This is a genomic window from Paenibacillus sp. sgz302148 (assembly GCF_056120465.1).
On the sequence record NZ_JBVYOJ010000001.1, the window covers coordinates 685,664 to 708,949 of the forward strand.

Below are 23,286 nucleotides of genomic sequence, written 5' to 3' on the forward strand. Positions count from 1 at the left end.
CGGTCAGCTGCTCACCTTGACATGGGAAGTGATGGTGCTTGGAAGTATCCGATAAGAAACATATTAGAAGCAAGCTCGCAAAAACCCGGGTTCTGCTGGATCACGATCGGCTCGTTCCCCATATCCCCCGGACGAAGCGCTTCAGCAGCGATACGCTGAAGGAAATGTTGGCCCGATATGAGATGGTCTATCTGAAGCCCGACAACGGCTTAAAGGGAAGAGGCATCATGCGGGCGAAACAAAAAGGAACGAGGTACGAGCTTCGAAAAGGAAAGTCTTCGGCAAAATACAAAAGCGCTCATTCCTTGTACTTATCGGTCCGCAAGAAGACTCGAGGGAAAACGTATCTGGTCCAGAAAGGGATCCGGATGCTCCGGTATCACGGCCGTTCGTTTGATTTTCGCATCATGGTGCAGCTCAATGAGGAAGACAATTGGGAAGTTACGGGTATTGTCGGCCGAGTTGCTCCGCCCCGTTCGATTGTGACGAACCGAAGCCAGGGAGGAAAATGTCTCCCGGCAAAAGTGTTATTGCGTTCTTATATGAGCGAATCCGAAATCCATCGATATGTGGGCTCGTTATTCCGTATGTGTCAGGACATCGGTAAACAGCTCCGTCGCGTATACCCCAGAGTCCGTGAGCTCGGCGTTGACATTGCGATAAGCAACAAGATGTGGCCTTGGATTCTGGAGGTCAACACCAGTCCGGCCGTTACTCCATTCGTCGAGCTGGGCAACAAACGTATGTACAACAGAATCATGCAGTTGAAGCGACTACATGATTAAGACCTGCTCATCCGGGTCTTTTTTACTTTACATTGCTTTTGTTATAATACCGGTCAATTAATTTCTCTACGGCTACCTGGATCGAATCGATGTACGGCAGATGCAGGTCCGCCTTGGAAATTAACAAAGGCAGCTCCGAGCATGCGCCAATAATCGCTTCTGCGCCCATATCGAATAATTTATCGCAACCTTCAAGCAAACGTTGTTTCAGATGGTCGTCCTGATACCCGGCTTTAATCCCTTGGGCGCCGTAGATTGCGTCGTCGAAACAGTCTCTCTGATACCGATCGGGAAGCACGATCGCATGGATCCGCCGTTTATCGAATTCCTTGTTCCAAAGCCCTGATTTCAATGTGCCTTCGGTAGCGAGAATTCCTACTTTTTTGATAGAAGGATACATGCTGCAAGTATACTCGGCGGTTTCTCGAATGATATGAAAAATTTTCGCTTTGTTTAACGATTGTTCGAGTTGATCGCTATAATAATGAGCGGTTATGCAAGCGAGAACGATCGTCGTAGCTCCGCAGCTCTCCAGCAATTTTACGGATCTTAGTAATTCGGGAAGCGGATCTTCGCCATGATGGACGATTCCTTCCGTCCGATCAGGAATGCGAGTATTGTTATGAATAAGCATTTCCATATATTCTTGATCTTTTGTTGCGGGAGACGTGCTGATGAGCTGCCGAAACAGGGACACCGCCGCGTGCGAACCCATGCCGCCTACAATTCCTATCAAATCCTTCACCCGGGCTCCACCACTCTCTCATCCTGCATCTTGATCGTCATCTCTCTACATAACATATTAAATTGATGACAGGAGCTCGACGGCATTTGATAGGGGTGATATGTTTGTTTTGCTGCTAGAAAAAAAACCCACGGCTGCTCCAATGAGCAGCCGTGGGTTATCATTTTGCAAAGGCCTTATTCAAGACCGAACAGCCTGTTCATGGGCACCTGCAAATCATTAAATATAACGGATCGGATCGTTTCCTGCTCCGTAAACAAATGTCGTACCTGGTAACTGCCATCCTGCAGCGCATACACATGAACCGTTCGATTGCCGGGGTCGACAATCCAATATTCCTGTACTCCATATTTCTGGTATAGGTTAAATTTTTCATTAAAATCCTTCAATGCGGTGGATGGCGACAGCACTTCAATGATGACGGTCGGTGCACCTTGACAGCCGTCCCTGGAAATCTGTTCCTTCGAGCAAACGACTGAAAGGTCGGGTTGCACGACATGATCGGGCGCCTCAAAATTTCCGCTTTCGCTAAAAAAAACATCAAACGGAGCAACAAACACGAAACAGCTCTGATTCTGAAAAAACGCCCGCAAGGCGAAATGAAGCTCTCCTACAATAAGTTGATGCAAAGAGGTCGGAGCCGGAGACATATTATAAGCTCTTCCATTAAGTAATTCCCAAGATCCATCCCAAGTCAGCCAATCCTGATAGGTATGGATTTTCTTCTCATCCGGATTTGACATGACATTCGGCCTCCTTCTGTTTTTGCTTTCTAATTATATCATCATTTTTCACGAATTTCCTCCATCGCGGCGACAATCACCTGAACTCCTAAATTCCGTATCCGCTCCACAGCCTCCGGGTCGGCATCCCAATCTGTGATAAGCAAATCCAAGTCCCGAGTCGATTCGACTTTGGCAAAACCATCATTGCCGAGCGCTTGACGAGTTATCATGCCAATGCTGCGCCTGGAAACAGCCATGATGGCCCTCCCGAATGCCGCTACTTCCGGGGTAGCTACGTAAATTCCGTTTTCAGAAATGCCTCCGCCGGTTACGAAGCTGATATCGAATTTGAACTGACGGACAAATTCATTCGCAATCACGTCCGTTATGTTACCCGATGGCTTCACCCGTCCTCCGATTAAAAAACGGCGAATGCTCGCCAAATCAGGCAAGACAATCACCGTTTTTACATCACATTCACTTAGGATGGTAGATATGAAAGCCGCTATTCCTTCTTCTCCATTGCCGCTTTAAGCGCATCAGCCAAACTGTTGGTGAGCGGCGCATCGTCGGAGTATTGCCGAATTAGCTTCGCTTGCTCACGCTTATTGACTCGGCCGCTTCCCTCGCCTAACTGTTCGACAACGTTACATGAGCGGCATTGCACGTACTTGCCGGCTTTGCCCTCATGCAGCTCCATCTTCTTATGGCATTGCGGACAGCGGCGATTGACCTTCGGCGCTTCCGTCGCATGGCGGTAGCCGCATTCGCGGTCGGAGCAGACGAGCATTTTGCCGCGTTTGCCGTTCACTTCGAGCATCGGCTTGCCGCACTCCTTGCATTTGGAATGCGTTATATTATGATGCTTGTAGCTGGCGCCGCTGCGCTTGACCTCCTCGACGAGCCGCACCGTCTGGCTGCGAATGCCTTCCATGAACTTCTTCGCGTCTCCGCTGCCTTTGGCGATTCGTTCAAGCTCTTGTTCCCACTTCGCGGTCAATTCCGGCGAACGCAAGTCGGCAGCGACGAGCTCGATCAGCTGCTTGCCTTTGCCGGTCGGATACAGCTTGTTTTGCCTTCGCTCGATCGTTTCGGAGGAAAGCAGCTTCTCGATAATATCGGCGCGAGTGGCCGGAGTTCCGAGTGAAAACTTCTCCATCTGCCCGAGCAGCGAAGATTCGGTATACCGCCCCGGCGGCTGTGTCGCATGATCGGTCACGCGGCTGCGGGCGATCGGCAGCTGCTGGCCTTTCGTCAGCTCCGGCAGACGTTGGGACGACGTTTCGCGGTCGTCTCGGTCAGCGCTTTCCGAATCGTCGTCGTCATCGCTGCTGCCCTGCGGAACGGCCGAATCGTACAGCGCCTTCCACCCGGCGTCGCGAACGATTTTTCCTTTGGCATAAAACGATTCCCCGGCCGCCTCCAACACAACGCTCGTTTCGTCGTACCGGTAAACCGGGTAAAACACGGCGATAAAACGCCGAACGATCAAATCGTACAGCTTCCGTTCTTCGTCGGTCAAGTCGGCGATGCGCACGTGCTGATCGGTCGGGATAATCGCGTGATGATCGGTTACCTTGCTGTCGTCGACTAAACGTTTTGTTACGTTGAGCGGCTTGGCCAGCACCTTTTTCACGAACGGCGCGTAGGAACCGAACGCGATCCGTTCCAGCCGGCCTTTGAGGGTCGGTACGATATCCGCGCTCAAATAACGGGAGTCGGTGCGCGGGTAAGTGACCAGCTTATGCTGTTCGTACAAGCGCTGAAGGACGGAGGACGTCCGTTTCGCTGAGAAGCCGAGCCGTTTATTCGCATCTCGCTGCAGCTCCGTCAGATCATAAGCCAGCGGCTGGGGCTCGTTTTTTTCCGCCGTTTGCAGCTTCGTTACGGTTGCCTTCGCTCCCTTGATCTTGGCTGCCACCGCTTCCGCCTGACTGCGCTCATACGCGCGGCCGTCATGCTTTTCGTCGCGGCGCCACACTGCTTGGAACGAGCCAAAGTCTGCCGTTACCCGCCAATAAGGAACAGGCTGGAACCGGTTAATTTCATTTTCGCGCTGCATGATCATCGCCAGCGTCGGCGTCTGAACCCGTCCGGCGGACAGCTGGGCGTTGAACTTCGTCGTGAGCGCCCTCGTCACGTTGAGGCCGATCAGCCAGTCCGCTTCGGCGCGGCATACCGCCGACGCATATAACGCGTCGTACTGCCGTCCCGGCTTCAAGTTCGCGAACCCTTCGCGGATTGCCTGGTCGGTCTGCGACGAAATCCAGAGCCGCTTGAACGGCTTGCGCCAGTGCACCAGCTCCATGATCCAGCGGGCGACGAGCTCTCCCTCGCGCCCGGCGTCGGTAGCGATAATGATTTCACCGATGTCGTTGCGCTTGCACAGCTGGGCTACCGCCTTGAATTGATGCGACGTCTCGCGCATCACCTTCAGGTTCATTTTCTGAGGCAGCATCGGCAGGTCGTCGAGATTCCATGTTTTATATTTGTTATCGTAGTCCTCGGGCTCCGCGAGTTCGACCAAATGGCCGAGCGCCCACGTAACGACCATCTTCGGCCCTTCGTAATATTGCTTCTGTTTGTTCGTGCATCCGAGCACGCGCGCAATTTCTTTGGCCACGCTCGGCTTTTCGGCAAGTACAAGCGATTTCATGACATTCTCCTTCTATAGCTAAGCTTTGCCTGCATTATCCGATATCGGTGGCGGATTGTCAATTCGCGGAACGCCATTCGCCATTCACCATAAAGACCTGTAGGCAGCGACTTCGTACTACGATTGAGGAATAACTGGAAAACATGCATATAATTCGAGAGGGGTAAAGGTTTGGATAATGAATAACTGGAAAATATGTATATAAATTTGTCCGAATTCGCCAAAATCGCCGTTCACGACAAAAATAAATACATGTTTTCCAGTTAATTACGCGATAACGAACGAGTTCGATTAAAATAACTGCATGTTTTCCCGTTATTGGTAAAGAGATTCCCTCCGTGCTCAGACGAACGACCTGCAGAGATAAAAAAACAATCAACATCACAGCATTGTGGTGTTGATTGCTTTTTAAATGTATTAAGCCGATGCTTCCTCGTCCGATACGAAGCGGATGACGCGTTCCGGCGGCAGCTCGAGTGCGAGCTTGTCGTTTTTGCGGAGCTTGAGCCGTTCTGCCGTTGGAGAGGGCAAGTCGACGGTAATCGTCGATTGCCCTTCGGCGGCGCCGGCATCACTGGACGGGTCCAGCACGATGCGGTAAAACGAGCCGCGGTACTCCATATCGCGCACGACGGCAACGATGCCTCGATTCGGCCGAGCCGCGTCTTCACCGGGCGCGGCCGGCTCCGGCTCGCGCGTCGCAAGCGCGGCTGCGGAAGGCCGCGCGGCATAAGCCGTGTCGGCGGCCGCCGTGCTTGCGCTTGCTGTGCGCACTGCGCCGCGCGCTTCCAACGCCGCGTCTGCGTCGCACCCTACATGCGACGCGCCCTCGGCCGCGCGCATGCCGCCGCCGGCTTGCTCCGCGTCAGCCGCGGCACCTGCGCCGTGTGCGGCTGGCACGGCCGCGGGCGCTTCCGCGCCGAGCACGAGGACATGCTCCGGGCGGATCGCCAGCAGCCCCGGCACCGCGCCGTGCCCGCCCGCCGCAGCGGGATCGCCGCCGCCGACGGGCACCTCCGGCACAAAGCTGACCGCGCCGATGAAGTCGGCGACGAACGGGCTGTTCGGCCGCTCGTACACATCCTGCGGCGTGCCCACCTGCACGATCTGCGCATGGTTCATGACCACGATCCGGTCGGCCATCGTCAGCGCCTCCTCCTGATCGTGCGTCACCATGATCGTCGTCATGCCGAACCGCTCATGCAGCTGGCGGATTTCCCGGCGCAGCTTCGCACGCACTTTGGCGTCCAGCGCCGACAGCGGTTCGTCGAGCAGCAGGCAATCCGGCGATAACGCCAGCGCCCTGGCCAGCGCGACCCGCTGCTGCTGACCGCCCGACATTTGCGAAGGCAGCTTGTCGCGGGCGGCCTGCAGATCCATCATGCCGAGCAGCTCGCTCACCTTGCCCTCGATATCCCGCTTCGGCATGCGTCCTTTTAATCCGTAAGCGATATTTTCCGCCGCAGACATGTTCGGGAACAGCGCGTACGATTGAAACATCATGCCGAAGTTGCGTTTCGCCGGCGGCAGCGGCGTCAAATCGCGTCCTCCAAGCAGCATTTGCCCGGTATCGTTTTTTTCGAGGCCGGCGATGATGCGCAGCAGCGTCGATTTGCCGCAGCCGCTCGGCCCGAGCAGGCAGACGAATTCATTTTTACGAATATCGAGATCGATGCCGTTCAGCGCCGTTTGCTTGCCGTACCGCTTGGAAATGCCGCGAAGCGTTAAATAACCGTTGCTCATGAGATCACCTGTCATTGTTGTTTTGGTTCCGCTTTGCTGCCGTAATTCTTATCCCATTGTTCCAGCGTCGCTTCGCGATTCAAAGCCGCCTTGTTCAAGTCGTTTTTGATCAGTTGCTTGAGCGGATCTTGGGAGTAGCCTTCCGGAATGCCGGCGCCTTCGTTTTTGATGCTGATAATGGCATAATTTTTGTTGTATTCCTTCATGACGTCCGCCGAAATCGCCCAATCAAGAAACGTTTTCGCTTCCGGTTTGATGTCCGGTTTTTTCATCAGTGCATTCGCTTCAACATCCCAGCCCGATCCTTCTTTCGGGAACACGACCTCAACCGGAGCGCCTTTCTGCTTCTCTTGAATGCCGCGGTAGCCGAAGGAAAGACCAATCGGCACCTCGCCCGTTCCCGCCATCTTGGCCGGCTTCGATCCCGAATGCGTATAAACTGCCATGTTCTCGTGCAGTTTATCCATATAAGCCCAGCCTTGCTCCTCGCCCATCAGCTGCAGGAAGGCGTTGACGGTCAAATATCCCGTACCGGAAGACGCAGGATGCGGCATCGCCAGCAGCCCTTTATATTCCGGCTTGATCAGATCCGCATAAGACTGCGGAATCGGCAGGTTGCGCTTTTCCATTTCTTTCGTATTGACGACGATCGCCGTTTCCCAAGCGTCGATGCCAACCCACGTAGGCGGCGAAGTCGTGTCCTTAAATTCCGGTGATACTTTCTCAGCCCCTTGAGGCTCAAACGCTTCCAGCATGCCTTTGTCCTTCAGCACGAGTAGGCTTGTCGCGGCAAGTCCCCATACGACGTCGGCTTGCGGATTGTCTTTTTCGGCGATCAGCTTGGCCGTAATGACGCCCGTGGAATCGCGGACGATATTGATTTTGACGTCCGGATATTGCTTGCGGTACGACTCCAAATACGTTTGAATTTGATCATCCTCGAGCGCGGTGTATACAGTAAGTTCGGAAGATCCGGACGATTCCGCGCTTGAGCCGGAACCGTTATCCGCCTGCCCCTGCTCGTCCGATTTGGCCCCTCCGCTCGCGCAGCCGGCAGTCAGACCGGCACACAGCAATAAAATCGTCATCCATTTGAACGTTTTTTTCATCGATCAAGAACATCCTTTCGCTATAACCATCATTTTTCGGCAATCTACCCGCATGCGCTGCCCCGTTGCCGATGAATCCAATATAACGCCTTTTTGTAAAATCAATATAAAACGCAAGTAAAGGTTATGTGTTGTTTATGTTATGTTGTGTTTTTGTGTGTTGTCCTTATCGCCAAAATTGGTTTTACTCCGCATGAATCCACGCCGTGTCGGATTCGTTCAATTCCTCCAACCATTCCGCCGGCGCCGCGACGTCGCTTATAATGATGTCCACCTCTCGCAGGTCAGCGATCTTGTACATGGTGACGACACCGATTTTGGAGCTGTCCGTCATGATGATGCTTTGCTCGGAATGCTCCATCATTTTACGCGCGAGATTGCCCCGTTCCGCATGAAATCCGGTAATGCCTTTGCGCAGCTGGATGCCGTCGATCGATATAAACGCCTTGTTGACATGGAAGTTGTCCAGCATTCGCTCCGACAGCACTCCCGTTACCCGATCGTTTTTCACGTCGTATGCTCCCCCGAGAAAAACAATATCGCCTTCGAACAAGCCTCGAAGCTTATAGTCCCGGAGCAGCCGCAGCGCCGGAAACCCTTGCGTGATCACGGTGACGTTTTTTTTGCCCATTAAATAATGAATGAGCTGCAAAGGCGTTGTCCCGTCGTCGATCATGATGACGTCGTTATCCTGCACGAGCGCCGCCGCCTCGCGGCCGATTTTCCGCTTCTCCTGCACGAACATATACTCCCGCTTTTCGTATTCCGGTTCGCGGTCGAGCGTAATTTTGACGGCCCCGCCGTATACCCGCTTCAGCTTCTGCTCTTTCTCCAGCTCTTCCATTGTGCGCCGCACCGTCTCGAACGACACTTGCAGCTTTTCAACCAGCTCATCGCTCCGCACTTTGCCTTCCAAATTAATCAGGTTCAAAATATATTGCTTCCGTTCAAAAGAACTAAGCGACATCGTTTATTCCTCCTCCGTTCGGCGGCTCCAGCGGTCCGTACGACGGCGAACCGTCTTGGCGGCGAAACCGTACACCGTATGAAAAGCCAAATTTACCAGCAGTACGAGCACTGACATCGCAGCGGCCGCGGCGACGTCTCCCGCATCGTCCATGTTGACGATGCTCACCGAAGCGAGCTTCAGATCGGGTGCGTACAGAAATACGACCGCCGAGATCGTTACCATCGAATTCACGAAATAATAAGCGGCGATTTCCAAAATCGCGGGCGAACAAATCGGCGCCGTCACCCGCCAAAACGTGCGCAGCGCCGGGACGGCCATCGCCTCCGACACAAGCTCGATTTCTTTGTCCAGCTTCTTCAGCGACGTCGTCGCCGTCATGAACGCAACGGAGAAAAAATGAACGACATTCGCCAGCACAAGAATCGCCGCCGTTCCGTAAATGCCATGAAGCGGATTGTTCGGATTGTTGAAGAAAAAAATATAAGCCAGTCCGATCACAACCCCCGGCAGCGCCGTCGGGAGCAAAGCAAGGAAATAGCCGATATGCCGGAGCGCCGGAAAATGTTTCGTCTTCTCGATCAAATAAGCGCATCCAAACGTTACGGCTGTACCCAACGCCGCCGATAAAGCCGCTACGATCAAGCTGTTCCACAAGGGACCATAGCTGCCGGCCGCCGATTTGCTGAAATCGTAGTGAACCAAAGACAAACTCAGATTATAAGGCCAATACTTCACGAACGTTGCGAACACAACCGTGCCGAGCAGCATCAAGATAGCAATCGCCACCGTATAGTTGAATACCCCATAAGCAGCATCCCGTTTCCGGTTCGGCTGAATGCGGTATGGCGTCGATTTGGAGCTGAGCGACGACGTCTGCTTGCGGGATACGATCCGGTCGACCGCGAAAGAAATGATCGCCGGGATCGTAAGCAGCAACCCTACGGTCGCCCCCATCGTCATATTCGCTTGACCGAAAATATATTTGTATATATCCGTCGCCAGCACGTTGTACTGCCCGCCGATAACGCCCGGCGCGCCGAAATCGGTAAAGCTCAGCGTAAAAGCGACGAATGCCGCGCCGATCAAACCGTATTTCACGTTCGGCAGCGTCACCGTCACGAATTTGCGCCAGCTTCCCGAGCCGAGTGTCTCCGCCGCTTCATACAACCGGTTGTCCGCCATTGCAAAGGCAGCCGAGATCATCACGAATACATGAGGAAAGGTATACACGACCTCGGAGATAACGATGCCGACCGGGCCGTACACATGTATATCCAGTCCCCGCTCCAGCCACCCGAATACCCCGGTCGTGACAAGCCCTTGATTGCCGAACAAATAGACGAGCGCGATGCCATACATCATCGTCGGAGCAAATAAAGGAAGCATGGCGACGCCCTTCAGGAACGCTTTCCCGCGAATTTGCGTACGGTGTATGCCAAAAGCGAACAGTAAAGCCAGTACGACGGACAAAACCGTCGTCGATACCGACACAAAAACCGTATGCTGCATCGATTGCAGCAAGGACGGCGTGGAGAAATATTTGGCGAAGTTCGCGAATCCGACAAACCGGCCCGCCTCATCAAAAAAAGATTTTTCAAACAACGTATACAACGGCAAAACAATCATCACCGCGAGCAGGACGATCATTAAGCCGATCAACCCTTTTAACAGCAGCACGTCGCCGCCGCCCCGCGCCCAAATGCCGCGGCTTCTAGCCATTTCCGCCTTGTTCATCCCATTCTTCCCTTCTTCGTTCATAGCTTCAATTTATCAGCGCATTGTAAATTTCATATCAAACACACATTAAGATTAAGTAAATTCCATGTATTGCCGTGGATTTACGTGTGTTTCCAATGAAAACAAAAAACCCTTTGCCGTCCGCAAAAACGGGGCAAAGGGTCGAGATGATTGTGTTTACCAGTTCTATCCGTACATCAATAATCAATAACGAGCGACAACCATTTTTTTGCGCGTATAAAATTCGACACCGTCGCGTCCGTTGGCGTGCAAATCGCCGTAAAACGATTTTTTGTAGCCGGAAAAAGGGAAAAACGCCATCGGTGCCGGAACGCCGACATTCACGCCGAGCATGCCCGCATCGATCGTTTCGCGGAATTGGCGGATCGCCTTGGCGCTGTCCGTATAGATGCAGCTGCCGTTGGCGAAATCCGACCGGTTGGCGATGTCGATCGCTTCGGCCAAGGTTTCGGCGCGGACGATTTGCAGCACCGGAGCGAAAATTTCGTCGTTCCAAATCGTCATGCCCGGCTTCGCATGGTCGAAGATCGTCGGCCCGATGAAGTAGCCGTCGCCCTTCGAAGCTTCATGCTCCCGGCCGTCCAGGATGAGACTGGCGCCTTCCGCTTCGCCTTTGCCGATATAATCGGCCGTCCGCTGGCGGTGCGAGTCGCGGATGACCGGCCCGAGGAACACGCCGTCCGTGAGGCCATTGCCGACCGACAATTGACGGGCCGCTTCGGTCAAACGCTCGACCAGCCGGTCCGCCACGTCGCCGACCGTCACGACGACCGAGCAAGCCATGCACCGCTCGCCGGCCGAACCGAACGCGGCGTTGATGACCTCTTTGACGACGAGGTCAAGGTTTGCATCCGGCATGACGATCGAGTGGTTTTTGGCGCCACCGAGTGCTTGCACCCGTTTGCCGTATGCTGCGGCTTGCTTGTACACGTACTCGGCAACCGGCTGCGAGCCGACGAACGAAATCGCCACAACGTCCGGATGCTCGAGCAGCCCGTTCACCACGTCGTGGGCGCCGTGGACGATATTGAATACGCCGGCAGGCAATCCTGCCTCCGTCAGCAGCTCGGCCAGACGGTTCGCGAGCAGCGGCGTCCGTTCCGACGGCTTGAGCACGAACGTATTGCCGCAAGCGATTGCCAGCGGGAACATCCAGCAAGGCACCATCATCGGGAAATTAAACGGCGTAATGCCGCCGACGACGCCGATCGGGTACCGGTACATGCCGGATTCGATGCCGGTGGCGATGTCGGGAAGCATATTGCCCATCATCAGCGTTGGCGCTCCGGCAGCAAATTCGACGCATTCGATGCCGCGCTGTACTTCGCCGTATGCCTCGCCGTAGCTCTTGCCGTTTTCGATCGTGATCAGTTCGGCAAGCTGCTTCCAGTTGTCCACGAGAAGCTGTTGGTATTTAAACATGATGCGGGCCCGGCGAGGTACCGCAACTTGGCTCCAAGACCGGAATGCCTCTTTGGCCGAAGCCACTGCTGCATCCAGGTCGGTGCGCGACGATAACGGTACGCGGGCTATAATTTCGCCCGTCGCCGGATTCGGTACGTCGTCCATCCGGCCCGAAGTCGCGTCCACAAAGCGGCCGCCAATGTAGTTTTGTAGTTGCTGTATTTCCGCTGTCATTGCAAGTCCCTCCATTAGCGCGGTATATTTTCGCACGATCTGATTTTGTCTTCGATTTGTTGTACGGTCGGCATGGCGTCGGAGCAGCTGTGGCTCGACACGACGATCGAAGCCGACGCGCTGCCGAACTCCTGGCAGCGCTCGACGCTCCACCCTTGCAGCAGCCCGTACAGGAACGCTCCCGCGAACGAATCTCCCGCTCCGAACGTTTTGACGACGTCGGCCGGGAACGTGCCCGACCTCGACATTTTGCCGTCGCTCGTGAAGGCGATCGATCCGCGCGAGCCGTGCTTCACCAGCACCAGCTTCGCGTGGCAGCGAAACCACGATTCCGCCGTGTACCAATCGTCATTGCGCAGCGGGCCGGAAACGGCCTCGATCACGTCGAACTCCTCGCGGCCGGCGATGATCACGTCGCTTTTTTCGGCGACCAGCTTGCAATAGATGCCCGCTTCCTCCCGCGATTTCCAAGTATACGGCCGGTAATCGACATCGAACACGACAACGACATTATGCTTTCTCGCATAGTCGAGAGTGACGAATACCGCTTCCCTTGACGGGCTTTGCGCAAGCGCCGTTCCCGATATAAGAATCGCTTTCGCCTGCCCGATATACTCTTCGCGAATATCGCCGGGTTCCAATTTCAGATCGGCGACATTGTCCCGGTACATAAGGATGCTGCAGTCGGTCGGTGATTTGATCTCCGTAATCGCAAGCCCCGTGACGCTTCCGGAGCGGTCGACGATCACGCTCTCCGTATTGATCCGTTCTTTTTGCAAATACTGGACAATGAATCGTCCGAACGCGTCATCCGCTACGCGGCCGATAAAACCGGCGCGCAAGCCGAGTCTGGCCGCCGCTATGGCGATATTCGCGGGAGAGCCGCCGACGTATTTCGTGAACGTCAACGTTTCCTCCAGCGGCCGGTTGATCTCGTTCGCGTTCAAATCGATGCATAACCTGCCGAGCGCGATTAAATCAAGGGAACGTTCGGCTTCGAAAACGATCGGATTCATGAGGCGTCCCCCTCTCCGGCAGCCTTACGGAGCATCAACCTTTCGTGATCCGGGTCGTTATGGAACTTCCAGGTCCGCGTCGGTCCGGCCATGACGTTCAAATAATAGAGATCGTAGCCGGGAGCCGCGGAAACCGGATGATAGCCGCGCGGTACGAGGACCGCGTCGCCGTCCCGAACGGTCAACGTCTCGTCAAGCGATCTGTCGTCGGTATATACCCGCTGTACGGCAAAACCGCGTCCCGGATTGACCCGATGATAATACGTCTCCTCCAGATACGATTCGCGCGGCAAATCGTCTTGATCATGCTTATGCGGCGGGTAACTCGACCAATGGCCGCCTGGCGTGAACACTTCGACGACAAGCAGGCTGTCCGCCGGCTCGTTTTCCGGCAAAATATTGTGAATATACCGCTCCATGCTGCCGTAACCGCGCGTTTCGACGCCGACTTCGCCCGGCGAAATCAATCTCGCCGCATACGTCCCTTTGCCCGGGGCCGAGCAGACGGCAAACTCCAACCCCGTCTTCGCCGTCACTTTCGCAACGTCGCCCGAAGGAACGTATACGCTATAAGGCGGAATTTGTTCAAAAATACTCATGCGACTTCCGACATCGGCAAACGTCTCCTTAGCCGTGCGTATGTCGGCTTTCCCGCTCAGCAGCACGATGCACAGCTCCGACTCGCCTGTCTCTTGTTTCCATGATTGTCCTGCTTCCAGTTTATAAACGGCGAACGCAACATACCGCCAGCCCGCCGATTCAGGCGTAATCTTCAGCAGGTTCCCGTCTTCGGCTGGCTCCAACCGGCTGGGTACAATTAGCTTCGACATCTCGGTTTCCCTCCAGATTCCAGTTTCCAGTCTCCCATGTCCCATGCCGCCTTCCGTTCCCGGAAGGGGCTTCTCGTTTTCATTTGCGCAGCCTGCTCGCACTGGCCGCACGCTGCACGCTGCACGCTGCACACTTCACGCTGCACGCTACCACTTCAACGCTTGGGCCAGCTGCTTCGTCGATTCGCGGTACGCCTCTTGCACCTTGACGCTGTCTGACGTCTCGGCGACGTCAACCCGCCACCACGATTCATAACCCGCCGTATTCGTCCCGGGAAGCACCTTCACCTCGACCAATGTGGTGACCGTCTCTTGCTTGGCCGCCTCAAGCGCCCGCTGCAGCTCGTCCGCGGTCCGTGCCGTATAGGCGGCGGCGCCCATGCTGCGCGCATGCGCGGCGAAGTCGAACGGCATGTAGTCGCCGTCGAGCTTCCCGGTTTGCGCCGAGCGGTAGCGAAACTCGTTGCCGAAGCCGTCGCTGCCGTGGCCCTTTTGCAAATTGTGAATGCACTGGTAGCCGCTGTTGTCGAGCAGCAGAACCGTAATTTTGCGTCCTTCCTGCAAGCTCGTAACCAGCTCGGAGTGAAGCATGAGATAGCTGCCGTCGCCGACGATGGCATAAACGTCTCCATCAGGTTCGGCCAGCTTCACGCCAAACGCACCGGACACCTCGTAGCCCATGCAGGAGAAGCCGTATTCGAGATGATACGTCTTCGGCTCGCCGCTGCGCCAGAGCCGGTGCAGGTCGCCGGGCAGGCTGCCCGCTGCGCACACGATCACGTCCTGCGGACCGAGGAATGCGTTAATGACGCCAAGCGCCCGCGTTTGCGACAGTCCGTCCGGCAACTCAAGCGCATACAGGCGATCCGTTTCTCGCTCCCAAGCTTGCTTTAATGCGTCCAGCTCGTCCTTCTCGTACGCCGAACAATATTTCAACTCTTCCAGAGCCTCGGTCAGCTCGACCAGCGCTTCGCCGGCGTCGGCGACGACCGAAACCGCGTATAGCTTGACGGCGTCGGACGCATTCACGTTGATATGCAGGAACTCGACGTCCGGATTTTGGAACGCGGACTTCGAGCCCGTCGTAAAATCGCTGAGCCGCGTGCCGACGCAGATGACTAGATCGGCTTCCTTCGCCAACCGGTTCGCCGCCAGCGTCCCGGTGACGCCGATGCCGCCCATGTTGAGCGGATGGTCCCAAGGCAAGGCGCTTTTGCCCGCTTGCGTAACGCCGACCGGGATCCGGAACGTTTCCGAGAACTGCCGCAACGGAGCGGTCGCGAGCGCATAATGGACACCTCCGCCGGCGATGATCAGCGGTTTTTTCTTCCTGGCGATCAGCTGAACCGCCCGCTCACAGGCCGATAAAGACATCGGCCGCCTATCGATCTCATGCACGCGCTTCGCGAAGAAGTCCGCCGGATAGTCGTAGGCTTCCGCCTGCACGTCTTGCGGCAGCGACAGCGTCACCGCTCCGGTATCGGCCGGATCGGTCAATACCCGCATCGCCTGCATCAGCGAGCTCATGATCTGCTCCGGACGCAAAATCCGGTCCCAATATTTGCTCACCGGCTTAAACGCATCGTTGGCCNCATCAGCGAGCTCATGATCTGCTCCGGACGCAAAATCCGGTCCCAATATTTGCTCACCGGCTTAAACGCATCGTTGGCCGACACCGTATAGTCGGCAGGGTTCTCGATTTGCTGCAGCACCGGATCGGGCTGCCTGCATGCGAAAATATCGCCCGGCAAGAACAGCACCGGAATGCGATTCACCGTCGCAGTGGCGGCGGCCGTAACCATGTTCAGCGCGCCGGGGCCTATGGAAGACGTGCACGCGAATATTTCGAGCCGGTTTTTCTGTTTGGCGAAAGCCATCGCGGCATGCGCCATCCCTTGCTCGTTTTTGCCTTGAATGAACAGCAAATTTCCCGGCGTGCGCTCGAGCGCTTCCCCGATGCCCGTCACGTTTCCGTGGCCGAATATGCCCATTACGCCCTTGACGAACTTTCGTTCTTCCCCGTCGATCTTGACGTATTGATTGTCCAAAAAAGCGATTAGCGCCTGCGCCATCGTTAAACGTATCGTCTTCATCCGAACTCCTGCCTCCCGTAAAACTATCTAATCAACCGCGATTCTGTCAGATCGCCATTCTTGCTAGACATGCCGTTACTCTATTTGCCGAGCCCCAGCTTCTCCGACATCCGGATCAGGTTTGTCAAGCTGAGCTCCAGGCTGTCGAACGGGCTACCGGGACATTCGTCCTGCTCGACGGCGTAATATTCAACTCCGTTCTGCTCGCCCCACAGCAAAATCGGTTCAAAATCGATGCAGCCCGTGCCGATTTCGGCATAAAACTCCCGCTCGTCGTTCGTCATATCTTTCAGATGCAGAATCGGAATCCGCTGCGGGAATTTTCGGATGTAAGCCAGCGGGTCAAGGCCGGCTTTTTTCACCCAATACGTGTCGATCTCCGGATAGATGAACCTTCCGTCAACCGGCTCGAGTATATAATCCAGCGCATACTGCCCGTCTACGACGGTTTGAAACTCAACGTCATGATTGTGATAGCCTACCCGAAAGCCTTGCGGCGACACTTTAGCGCCGACTTCCAGCAGCTCGCGCTTCGCCTGCTTATATCCTTCGACATGCAGCATCTCGTCCTCGAGATAGTGGCAGAAGAAATCAGTCGTCCCAAACAGCCGCGCTTCCCTCAGCACCTCGTCCAGCTCTCCGTTCATCCGGTCGAGGCCAACATGCATCCCCGCTGTTTTAAGTCCCGTTTCCTTCAGCACGGCGGCAATTTCCTCCGCGGCATAGCCATGCAATCCGTCGATTTGCACCGCGGACCAGCCCATTTGCTTCAGCGTCCGCAGCACGCCGGGAAAATCTTGTTTTACTTCATTAACCAACGTGTATAATTGAGCTGCAAATTTGTGTCTCATCAATTTTCGTCTCCATCCGTTACGATTTAACGGCGCCTGCCGTCAGCCCTTCGATCAGGAAGCGCTGGAATATTAGCGAAATCAAGATCGGCGGCAGCAATCCGACGATGCCCGCGGCCGACAGCAAACCGTAGTCGACGGAAAACCGGCCGAGAAATTCGTTGATCGCCACCGGCATCGTTTTGGCTTGATCGGTGCTCGTCAGGATGAGCGGCGTCAGGAAATCGTTCCACGAATTGAGGAACGCGAACACCCCCGTCGCGAACAATCCTGGCGTGCTGACCGGTAAAATAATCCGGAACAACGTGCCGAACCGGCCTAAGCCGTCCATAAACGCCGCGTCCTCGAGCTCCTTCGGTATCGAATAGAAAAAGCTGCGCATCACCCAAATGATAAAAGGCAAAATAAATGCGATTTGCGACAAAATGAGCGCCGTCTTCGTATCCAATAACCCGACGCCTCGAAAGATAATGTAAATCGGGATCAATACGGCAATCCCCGGAATCATCTGCGTAAACAACACGAAAACAATGAACTTGTCGCGGAACGGAAAGTTCAGCCGCGCGAACGCGTAAGCTCCGAGCGATCCGAACAGCAAGCAAACCGCCGTCGTTACCACTGCCACGATCAAACTGTTCGATAAGGAAGTGAAGTACCCGGATACGTTCGACTTGGTGAACAAGACCTTCGCGTAGTTCTGCATCGTCGGCGCATCCGGGAACCAATGTACCGGTATGCTCGTAATTTCCTTGTTAATGGAAATGCTAGTAATACAGACCCATAGGAAAGGCGCCATCGTAAATATCATGACCGCCAAAACCGCCGCGTAAGTTCCAACTTTTCCGAGCAAAGGAGAAGATATTTTTTTCAACGCTACCCGCCCCCTTTACGATAAATCCTTCAATTTGAATACTTTCACATAAACAAAGACGAGGACGAGAATCAGGATCGTCACCAAATAACTGCCTGCGGCGCTTGTGCCGAAGTTCGTGAATTGAAACCCTTGCTTGTACAAATACAATCCGACGATTTCCGTCGTGTTGCCAGGGCCGCCCTTCGTCAAGGCAAAGATCAGGTCGAATGCCCGGAACGCATCGATCGTCCTAAGCACGAGCAGAACAAGCGTAGCCGACTGCAGAAAAGGAAGCGTAATGTGACGGAAGTTGGAAAAGACACCCGCGCCGTCCACTTTTGCCGCTTCGTACAAATCTTTCGGAATCGCTTGCAGCGCCGCCAAATACAACAGGGCGACGAACGGAAACGACCGCCACAGCTCGGCTACGACAAGCATAAAGAACGACCATCCCGGTTCCGTTAACCAAGCGATATTGTGTCCGATTATCCCCGTTTGCGTCAGCAAGCCGTTTAATGCGCCGTAGTTCGGATGCAAAATCAGCTTCCAGATCATGCCCACGATGACAAGCGGGATGGCCCATGGCACGAGCAGCAACGAACGGAACAACCCGCGCAGCTTAAAGTTCAAGTTCAGAACCAACGCGACGGCGAGGCCAAGAACCAAGCTCCCCGCAACGCTGAAGAACGAAAAGTATACGGTAATTTTGAGGCTCGACCAGAAAGCCGGGTCGGCGAGTGTCTTGGTAAAATTCGTTAATCCGACGAATTGAGTGCCGATCCACGGCTTCGTGATGTTCAAATCAACGAAGCTCAAATATACGGAATAAATAAACGGATAGAGAAGCAGTCCAACCATCAGCAGAATCGTCGGCAGCAGCAGCCAGAATGCGAACCGGCTTTCCGACATTCTCTTCTTCGCTTGGATCACAGTCATTAACCTCCCTTGAACAGCCGGAGCGGGCTAGACGTTACGACATCCACCCGCTCCAACCGATCGTTACTTGTTGCTTTTCATCAGCTTTAACGTTTCCGCAGCCGCATCGTCCAATGCCTGCTTCGGCGTTTTGCTTTGAGTCAGCGCTTGCTGGAGCTGTACCTGCATCATATCCGACCATTCCTGGTACCAAGGGACCTGAGGGCGAACGATGCCGAACTCCCCTTGCTTGAGGACCGTGTCGAAGCCCGGCAGCAAGCTTTTTACCTCGGGGTCGTCCATGAGGCTCTTATAGCCCGGGAATACGTTTGTCCCACCCGTTTCCTTCAACTGACTCTTGGTGCCTTCCGGTCCATTCATAAATTTGATGAACTCCCATGCGGCTTCTGGATTTTTGCTGCCGTACGAAATGCCTTGAACCCCCGATGTCGAAGTCGTAGCCGACGTCGTCCCGGCTGGCAGCAGGAACATATCCGTCTGGTTCGCCACTTGCGATTTTGTCGTATCGTTATGGGTTACCGTAGGCATTCCCCATTGGAATTCGAAGGCGATTTTGCCCGCGCTCATCGCTTCCTCCACATTGCCTTCATTAAATTGGATCGAGGAAGGATCGACGATTTTGTCTTTATGAATCATATCCACCATCATTTGCAGCGCTTTAACGCCGCTTTCGCTATTGAACGCCGGATTGCCTTGCTCATCGAACATTTTGCCGCCCATCGAACCGACGATCGGCACGAAGTCGGCCATTAACGCCTCGGCCCGAGTCCAGCTCCATGCGGAAGCGTATTGTACGATCCCTTTTTGCTGCAAATCTTTGCTGACTTTGATAAATTCGTCCCACGTTTTCGGCGGCTGATCGTATCCCGCTTTTTTCAGCATCTCTTTGTTGTAAGCCATCGTTTTCCATGCGGAATACCAAGGAAGTCCATAATGATGCCCTTTGTATGACGTTAATTGCTGAGTAAACGGCGTCAGGTCGTTCTTTAACACGTCGTCCATATACTTGTCGACCGGCTGCAGCCACCCGGCTTCCGCGAACTTTGCCAAATAGATGTCGTCCACAATCACGACGTCATAGGTCGTGCCGCCGGATACCATCGAGTTCGTCAGCTTCGTAATCAAGTCGTCCCACGCGACCGCTTCGACCTCGACATTCGCTCCTGTTTTTTCATTGAACTCCTGTGCGACCTTATCAAAATATTGCTCGAAATCCGCGGGAGTAATCGCCTTGATCGTTATGCCGTCCAGAGGCTTGGCGCCTTGCTTCTCCCCGCTTGTCGCTCCTTCACCGGTTCCCCCTGTTTCGCTTTTGCCGCAAGCCGTGACCAACAACATCGCTGCGACGACCATCAAAATTGCCGTAAACCTCAGCTTGTTCATCATCATCGATCCCCTCACCCTTGTTTAATTATTTCTGATCGGAAAGCAAATCAAGCCAACGAATTTCTTCTTCGGTCAAACGAATTTCAGCCCCTTTGACGGAAGACAACAGTTCCTGCTCCGTTTCCGGACCGATCAGCGCGGCCGTCGGGAATGGTTGGTTCAGCACGAAAGCGAGTGCGATTTGAATCGGCGTTACCTGCTTCAGCTCCGCCAGCAATTGCGTGCGGCGATAACGTTCCCAATTTTCGGGTGTATAATACACCTGAACCATCTCTTCGTTATCCCGTTTCTCCGGCGAAAACCGCCCCGAGAAAAATCCGCCCGCTTGAGAAGACCAAGACAATAGCGGCATCTGATTCGCCGTATGCCAGTCGCATGCCGCCTGATCCGCCGAGACGCAGCCCGCCCAGCGCGGCACCCGGCATTTGGCGAGGCTTAAGTTCGGGCTATCGAACGTAAAGCCGATCAATCCATGCGCAGCGGCATACTCGTTAGCTTCTTGTATGCGCCCGTGCGTCCAGTTCGAAGCGCCGATCGCATGGATGCGCCCTGCGGCGATATGTTCGTTGAGCGCTTCCATAATCGGCCCGACCTCAACGCTCGGATCGTCTCTATGAAGCGCATACAAATCAACGTAATCGGTTTGCAGCCGCTCCAAACTTTCCATCAAATCATGGGCGATCGCCCTCGGATTTACGCGCGGGCCGGGCTCGCCGTCATCGTGATGAGCACCCTTCGTCAAAATGTTGATTTTGCTGCGATTGCCTCGCTGCGATATCCATTGGCCTAGTGCAACCTCGCTGCCGATATATTGGTGGGCGGTATCGAACGTATTGCCGCCGACTTGAAGAAAGGCATCGAGCATCCGGCCCACCTGCTCCATATTGTCCGGCCGCAAAAAATCGCCCGAACCCATGATCAGCTGTGAACACGCTTTCTCGACGGTCTTGCCTGCAGCCGTTCCTTGGACTGTGATGTATTTCATGAAGTCTCCTCCTCCGAAAAATATTTTCTATTACCAAGTGTTTGCATTTTCGCGAATAACTTAAGCTTATTATTAGTAAATATTGTTTGTTTGTTTTTTATTAAAACTAACTAAAGCTAAATGTACAGCAAACGGTTACATTCGTCAATTCATTAGGCGTGCCGCCGACTCATCCAAACATAGGAAAACGTTCGGATGCTGTTGTAAGGCGCTAGCCGGTACTTCATTCGTTATTTCGCCTTGGAACGACTTGGCGATAATGTCCGCCTTCTTGCTGCTGTCGGCAATCACAATCACCGTTTCGGCCTTCATCATATGTCCGATGCCGATCGTAATCCCTTGTTTCAAGTCTTTCTGCTCTTCGAAATATTTGACCGAAACCGTTTTCGTAACCGCGTCCAAATCGATTACATGCGATAACAATTCGAAGCTTACCCCCGGCTCGTTAAAGCCAAGATGACCGTTCATACCGACGCCAAGCAAGAACAAATCAACCTTGCCGTGATTGGAAATAAACGCGTCCATCTTGTCGCATTCACCTTGCAAGTCGCTGCTCATACCGTCGAAAAATTGAATTTGATCTTCGCGAATCGCAAGCGGCGCAAAAAAATGGTCATACAACGTTTGCCGGCAGCTTCCCTCTGTCGAGCCGTCCAATCCGACCCATTCGTCCAAGCTGACGAACTTGCAGGATTCAAAGCTCACCGCCCCTTGCCAGGCAGCTTCCCTTAAAGTGGCGAACGTGCCAAGCGGCGTGCTGCCCGCGGCCAAACAAATGAGCGCATCAGGCTTTCGATTGACATATTCGATGATCAGGCTTGCCGCTTTCTCGGACATTTCTTCATAATTTGCGCTGACGATCGTCTTCATCCTATCGCCACTCCTTTCCAATATCCTGCTTGCTCCAAAGCAAATGCCGCGGCACCGATGGCGCCGGAATCTTCGCCCAATGCGGACAATTCGATCGTTGCCGGAACCGGCGTCAACCTGGCCACAGCCGCCTGGATCTGCTCAAGCACAACCGGCATCGAACGGGATACACCACCGCCGACGATGATCTTCTGCGGATTCAGCAAGCTGACGATATTCGCAATGCCGATGGATAGATCGGCGACGAACCGTTCGATGATCCGCATCGCTTGCGCCTCACCCTGCCCGTATCGCACGAACAGCTCCTGCGCCGAAACGCCATGCTGCGAAAGGGCGACGCCCGAAGTTTTTTTCTCGAACACCCCGAACTCTCCGAATGCGTTCGATTCATTGCGGACCGTATCTTCGTCAACGACCATATAAGCAATTTCCCCTGCCATAAAATTGCTCCCTTGCACAAGCAAGCCGTTCGTCACGATAGCGCTGCCGACGCCGGTACCGATCGCGATAAAAACAAAATCCCCCGTCCCCTGCGCAGCCCCCTTCCATCGTTCGCCAAGCGCGGCGCAATTCACATCGTTATTAACGAACACGGGCTTGTCAAAATAAGGCTGCATGTTCGCGAGAAACGGTTCATTCGTCCAATGAAACGCCGGAGCTTCGATCACGATTCCCGCGACACTGTCGGTTATACCCGGTACGCCAAAACCAATCGCAGCAACCTGATCCATCGTAATCGACGCGGCGTTCAAGCATTCGCCGATCTGATCGCGAATGGCCTTATAATTGGTCGTCGCAGCCACTTTTTTCTTATAAACGGTAGCCCCTTGCAAATCGGCAATATGAATCAGCATTTTCGTCCCGCCGATATCAACGCCAATACTGTAATTCGCGTTCGCTGTTGCATTCGCAGTCGAATTCGCAGTCGAATTCGCAGTCGCGTTCGCAGTCGAATTTTTCGCAGTCGAATTCGCGTTTGCAGTCGCATTTGCTACATTCGATATCGCATTCGCGTTCGCGTTCGCAGTCACATTCGAATTCGCAGTCGAATTCGCAGTCGAATTCGCAATCGCATTTGCTACATTCGAAATCGCATTCGCGTTCGCAGTAACATTCGAATTCGTAGCCGAACGCGATTTCGTTTCCGAGCCATGAATCGTGTTATTGTTGGTCATCTTGAGTAACTCCAGTTTGTTTGTTTTGTTATAAAACTAACTAAAAACAATATAATTTATTTCAAAGGAGTCGTCAACGAAAAATATTTTTTCAAATGCTGGAAACAGAAGGTTCGTGATATGTTCAGGAAACCCCTGGTGTCGTCACACCCACAAGCAAAC

18 protein-coding genes and 2 pseudogenes are annotated in these 23,286 nt (G+C 54.2%); 1 reads left to right on the forward strand and 19 read right to left on the reverse strand.

Going from position 1 to position 23,286, the window contains the following annotated elements; translation table 11 throughout:
* Nucleotides 1-38: 38 nt before the first annotated feature.
* On the forward strand, nucleotides 39-785 hold the full coding sequence (locus AC0LWM_RS03110; RefSeq protein WP_474673427.1) for a YheC/YheD family protein: 747 nt from the start codon (nucleotides 39-41) through the stop codon (nucleotides 783-785).
* Nucleotides 786-807: 22 nt separating this feature from the next.
* Here AC0LWM_RS03110 and AC0LWM_RS03115 read toward each other — a convergent pair whose 3' ends face one another.
* The 19 genes and pseudogenes from AC0LWM_RS03115 to AC0LWM_RS03205 form a co-directional block, all read right to left on the reverse strand.
* The gene (locus AC0LWM_RS03115) at nucleotides 808-1,530 is read right to left on the reverse strand and encodes an aspartate/glutamate racemase family protein (protein ID WP_474673428.1); all 723 of its coding nucleotides are present in this window, start codon (nucleotides 1,528-1,530) and stop codon (nucleotides 808-810) included.
* 176 nt (nucleotides 1,531-1,706) lie between these two features.
* On the reverse strand, nucleotides 1,707-2,273 hold the full coding sequence (locus tag AC0LWM_RS03120; protein WP_474673429.1) for a Uma2 family endonuclease: 567 nt from the start codon (nucleotides 2,271-2,273) through the stop codon (nucleotides 1,707-1,709).
* A gap of 41 nt (nucleotides 2,274-2,314) precedes the next feature.
* A complete protein-coding gene (locus tag AC0LWM_RS03125; protein WP_474673430.1) occupies nucleotides 2,315-2,716 on the reverse strand; it encodes a DeoR/GlpR family DNA-binding transcription regulator in 402 nt (133 codons plus the stop codon).
* Between the two features lie 44 nt (nucleotides 2,717-2,760).
* Nucleotides 2,761-4,911 carry a DNA topoisomerase III gene (locus AC0LWM_RS03130; protein ID WP_474673431.1) on the reverse strand — a complete coding sequence of 717 codons (2,151 nt, stop codon included), beginning with the start codon at nucleotides 4,909-4,911 and terminating at the stop codon, nucleotides 2,761-2,763.
* 900 nt (nucleotides 4,912-5,811) lie between these two features.
* Nucleotides 5,812-6,654: pseudogene (locus AC0LWM_RS03135) on the reverse strand (ABC transporter ATP-binding protein); the annotation flags it as partial.
* An 11-nt stretch (nucleotides 6,655-6,665) separates the two neighbouring features.
* Nucleotides 6,666-7,763 carry a putative 2-aminoethylphosphonate ABC transporter substrate-binding protein gene (locus AC0LWM_RS03140; protein ID WP_474673432.1) on the reverse strand — a complete coding sequence of 366 codons (1,098 nt, stop codon included), beginning with the start codon at nucleotides 7,761-7,763 and terminating at the stop codon, nucleotides 6,666-6,668.
* A gap of 184 nt (nucleotides 7,764-7,947) precedes the next feature.
* Nucleotides 7,948-8,730, reverse strand: coding sequence for a DeoR/GlpR family DNA-binding transcription regulator (locus tag AC0LWM_RS03145; RefSeq protein WP_474673433.1), 783 nt, complete (start codon nucleotides 8,728-8,730; stop codon nucleotides 7,948-7,950).
* Between the two features lie 3 nt (nucleotides 8,731-8,733).
* Nucleotides 8,734-10,467 carry a putative 2-aminoethylphosphonate ABC transporter permease subunit gene (locus AC0LWM_RS03150; RefSeq protein WP_474673434.1) on the reverse strand — a complete coding sequence of 578 codons (1,734 nt, stop codon included), beginning with the start codon at nucleotides 10,465-10,467 and terminating at the stop codon, nucleotides 8,734-8,736.
* A 207-nt stretch (nucleotides 10,468-10,674) separates the two neighbouring features.
* Nucleotides 10,675-12,129 (reverse strand): CoA-acylating methylmalonate-semialdehyde dehydrogenase, encoded by a 1,455-nt coding sequence (locus AC0LWM_RS03155; RefSeq protein WP_474673435.1) that lies wholly within the window; start codon nucleotides 12,127-12,129, stop codon nucleotides 10,675-10,677.
* Nucleotides 12,130-12,143: 14 nt separating this feature from the next.
* Complete coding sequence (gene iolC, locus AC0LWM_RS03160) at nucleotides 12,144-13,145, reverse strand: 5-dehydro-2-deoxygluconokinase (RefSeq protein WP_474673436.1); 1,002 nt, start codon at nucleotides 13,143-13,145, stop codon at nucleotides 12,144-12,146.
* Nucleotides 13,142-13,975 (reverse strand): 5-deoxy-glucuronate isomerase, encoded by an 834-nt coding sequence (iolB, locus tag AC0LWM_RS03165; protein ID WP_474673437.1) that lies wholly within the window; start codon nucleotides 13,973-13,975, stop codon nucleotides 13,142-13,144. The genes iolC and iolB overlap by 4 nt, the downstream gene beginning before the upstream one ends.
* Nucleotides 13,976-14,122: 147 nt before the next feature.
* A pseudogene (locus AC0LWM_RS03170) lies at nucleotides 14,123-16,068 on the reverse strand (3D-(3,5/4)-trihydroxycyclohexane-1,2-dione acylhydrolase (decyclizing)).
* An 80-nt stretch (nucleotides 16,069-16,148) separates the two neighbouring features.
* Complete coding sequence (locus AC0LWM_RS03175) at nucleotides 16,149-16,919, reverse strand: sugar phosphate isomerase/epimerase family protein (RefSeq protein WP_474673438.1); 771 nt, start codon at nucleotides 16,917-16,919, stop codon at nucleotides 16,149-16,151.
* A 19-nt stretch (nucleotides 16,920-16,938) separates the two neighbouring features.
* A complete protein-coding gene (locus AC0LWM_RS03180) occupies nucleotides 16,939-17,790 on the reverse strand; it encodes a carbohydrate ABC transporter permease (protein ID WP_474673439.1) in 852 nt (283 codons plus the stop codon).
* 15 nt (nucleotides 17,791-17,805) lie between these two features.
* Nucleotides 17,806-18,702 (reverse strand): carbohydrate ABC transporter permease, encoded by an 897-nt coding sequence (locus AC0LWM_RS03185; RefSeq protein ID WP_474673440.1) that lies wholly within the window; start codon nucleotides 18,700-18,702, stop codon nucleotides 17,806-17,808.
* Nucleotides 18,703-18,771: 69 nt separating this feature from the next.
* Complete coding sequence (locus AC0LWM_RS03190) at nucleotides 18,772-20,091, reverse strand: ABC transporter substrate-binding protein (RefSeq protein ID WP_474673441.1); 1,320 nt, start codon at nucleotides 20,089-20,091, stop codon at nucleotides 18,772-18,774.
* A gap of 28 nt (nucleotides 20,092-20,119) precedes the next feature.
* Nucleotides 20,120-21,079: an aldo/keto reductase gene (locus AC0LWM_RS03195; protein ID WP_474673442.1), complete on the reverse strand. Its 960-nt coding sequence runs from the start codon at nucleotides 21,077-21,079 to the stop codon at nucleotides 20,120-20,122.
* A gap of 144 nt (nucleotides 21,080-21,223) precedes the next feature.
* Entirely contained in the window at nucleotides 21,224-21,949 is a 726-nt protein-coding gene (locus AC0LWM_RS03200) for a glucosamine-6-phosphate deaminase (RefSeq protein WP_474673443.1), read from the reverse strand.
* Nucleotides 21,946-23,124 carry an ROK family protein gene (locus tag AC0LWM_RS03205; protein WP_474673444.1) on the reverse strand — a complete coding sequence of 393 codons (1,179 nt, stop codon included), beginning with the start codon at nucleotides 23,122-23,124 and terminating at the stop codon, nucleotides 21,946-21,948. The genes AC0LWM_RS03200 and AC0LWM_RS03205 overlap by 4 nt, the downstream gene beginning before the upstream one ends.
* Nucleotides 23,125-23,286 lie beyond the last annotated feature (162 nt).

What these genes read in the sequence shown, in the direction of transcription:
- AC0LWM_RS03120 (WP_474673429.1), bottom strand. Translation starts at nt 2,273, where the DNA reads ATGTCAAATCCGGATGAGAAGAAAATCCATACCTATCAGGATTGGCTG.
- AC0LWM_RS03130 (WP_474673431.1), bottom strand. Translation starts at nt 4,911, where the DNA reads ATGAAATCGCTTGTACTTGCCGAAAAGCCGAGCGTGGCCAAAGAAATT.
- AC0LWM_RS03140 (WP_474673432.1), bottom strand. Translation starts at nt 7,763, where the DNA reads ATGAAAAAAACGTTCAAATGGATGACGATTTTATTGCTGTGTGCCGGT.
- AC0LWM_RS03145 (WP_474673433.1), bottom strand. Translation starts at nt 8,730, where the DNA reads ATGTCGCTTAGTTCTTTTGAACGGAAGCAATATATTTTGAACCTGATT.
- AC0LWM_RS03150 (WP_474673434.1), bottom strand. Translation starts at nt 10,467, where the DNA reads ATGAACAAGGCGGAAATGGCTAGAAGCCGCGGCATTTGGGCGCGGGGC.
- AC0LWM_RS03155 (WP_474673435.1), bottom strand. Translation starts at nt 12,129, where the DNA reads ATGACAGCGGAAATACAGCAACTACAAAACTACATTGGCGGCCGCTTT.
- iolC (WP_474673436.1), bottom strand. Translation starts at nt 13,145, where the DNA reads ATGAATCCGATCGTTTTCGAAGCCGAACGTTCCCTTGATTTAATCGCG.
- iolB (WP_474673437.1), bottom strand. Translation starts at nt 13,975, where the DNA reads ATGTCGAAGCTAATTGTACCCAGCCGGTTGGAGCCAGCCGAAGACGGG.
- AC0LWM_RS03175 (WP_474673438.1), bottom strand. Translation starts at nt 16,919, where the DNA reads ATGAGACACAAATTTGCAGCTCAATTATACACGTTGGTTAATGAAGTA.
- AC0LWM_RS03190 (WP_474673441.1), bottom strand. Translation starts at nt 20,091, where the DNA reads ATGAACAAGCTGAGGTTTACGGCAATTTTGATGGTCGTCGCAGCGATG.
- AC0LWM_RS03195 (WP_474673442.1), bottom strand. Translation starts at nt 21,079, where the DNA reads ATGAAATACATCACAGTCCAAGGAACGGCTGCAGGCAAGACCGTCGAG.
- AC0LWM_RS03200 (WP_474673443.1), bottom strand. Translation starts at nt 21,949, where the DNA reads ATGAAGACGATCGTCAGCGCAAATTATGAAGAAATGTCCGAGAAAGCG.
- AC0LWM_RS03205 (WP_474673444.1), bottom strand. Translation starts at nt 23,124, where the DNA reads ATGACCAACAATAACACGATTCATGGCTCGGAAACGAAATCGCGTTCG.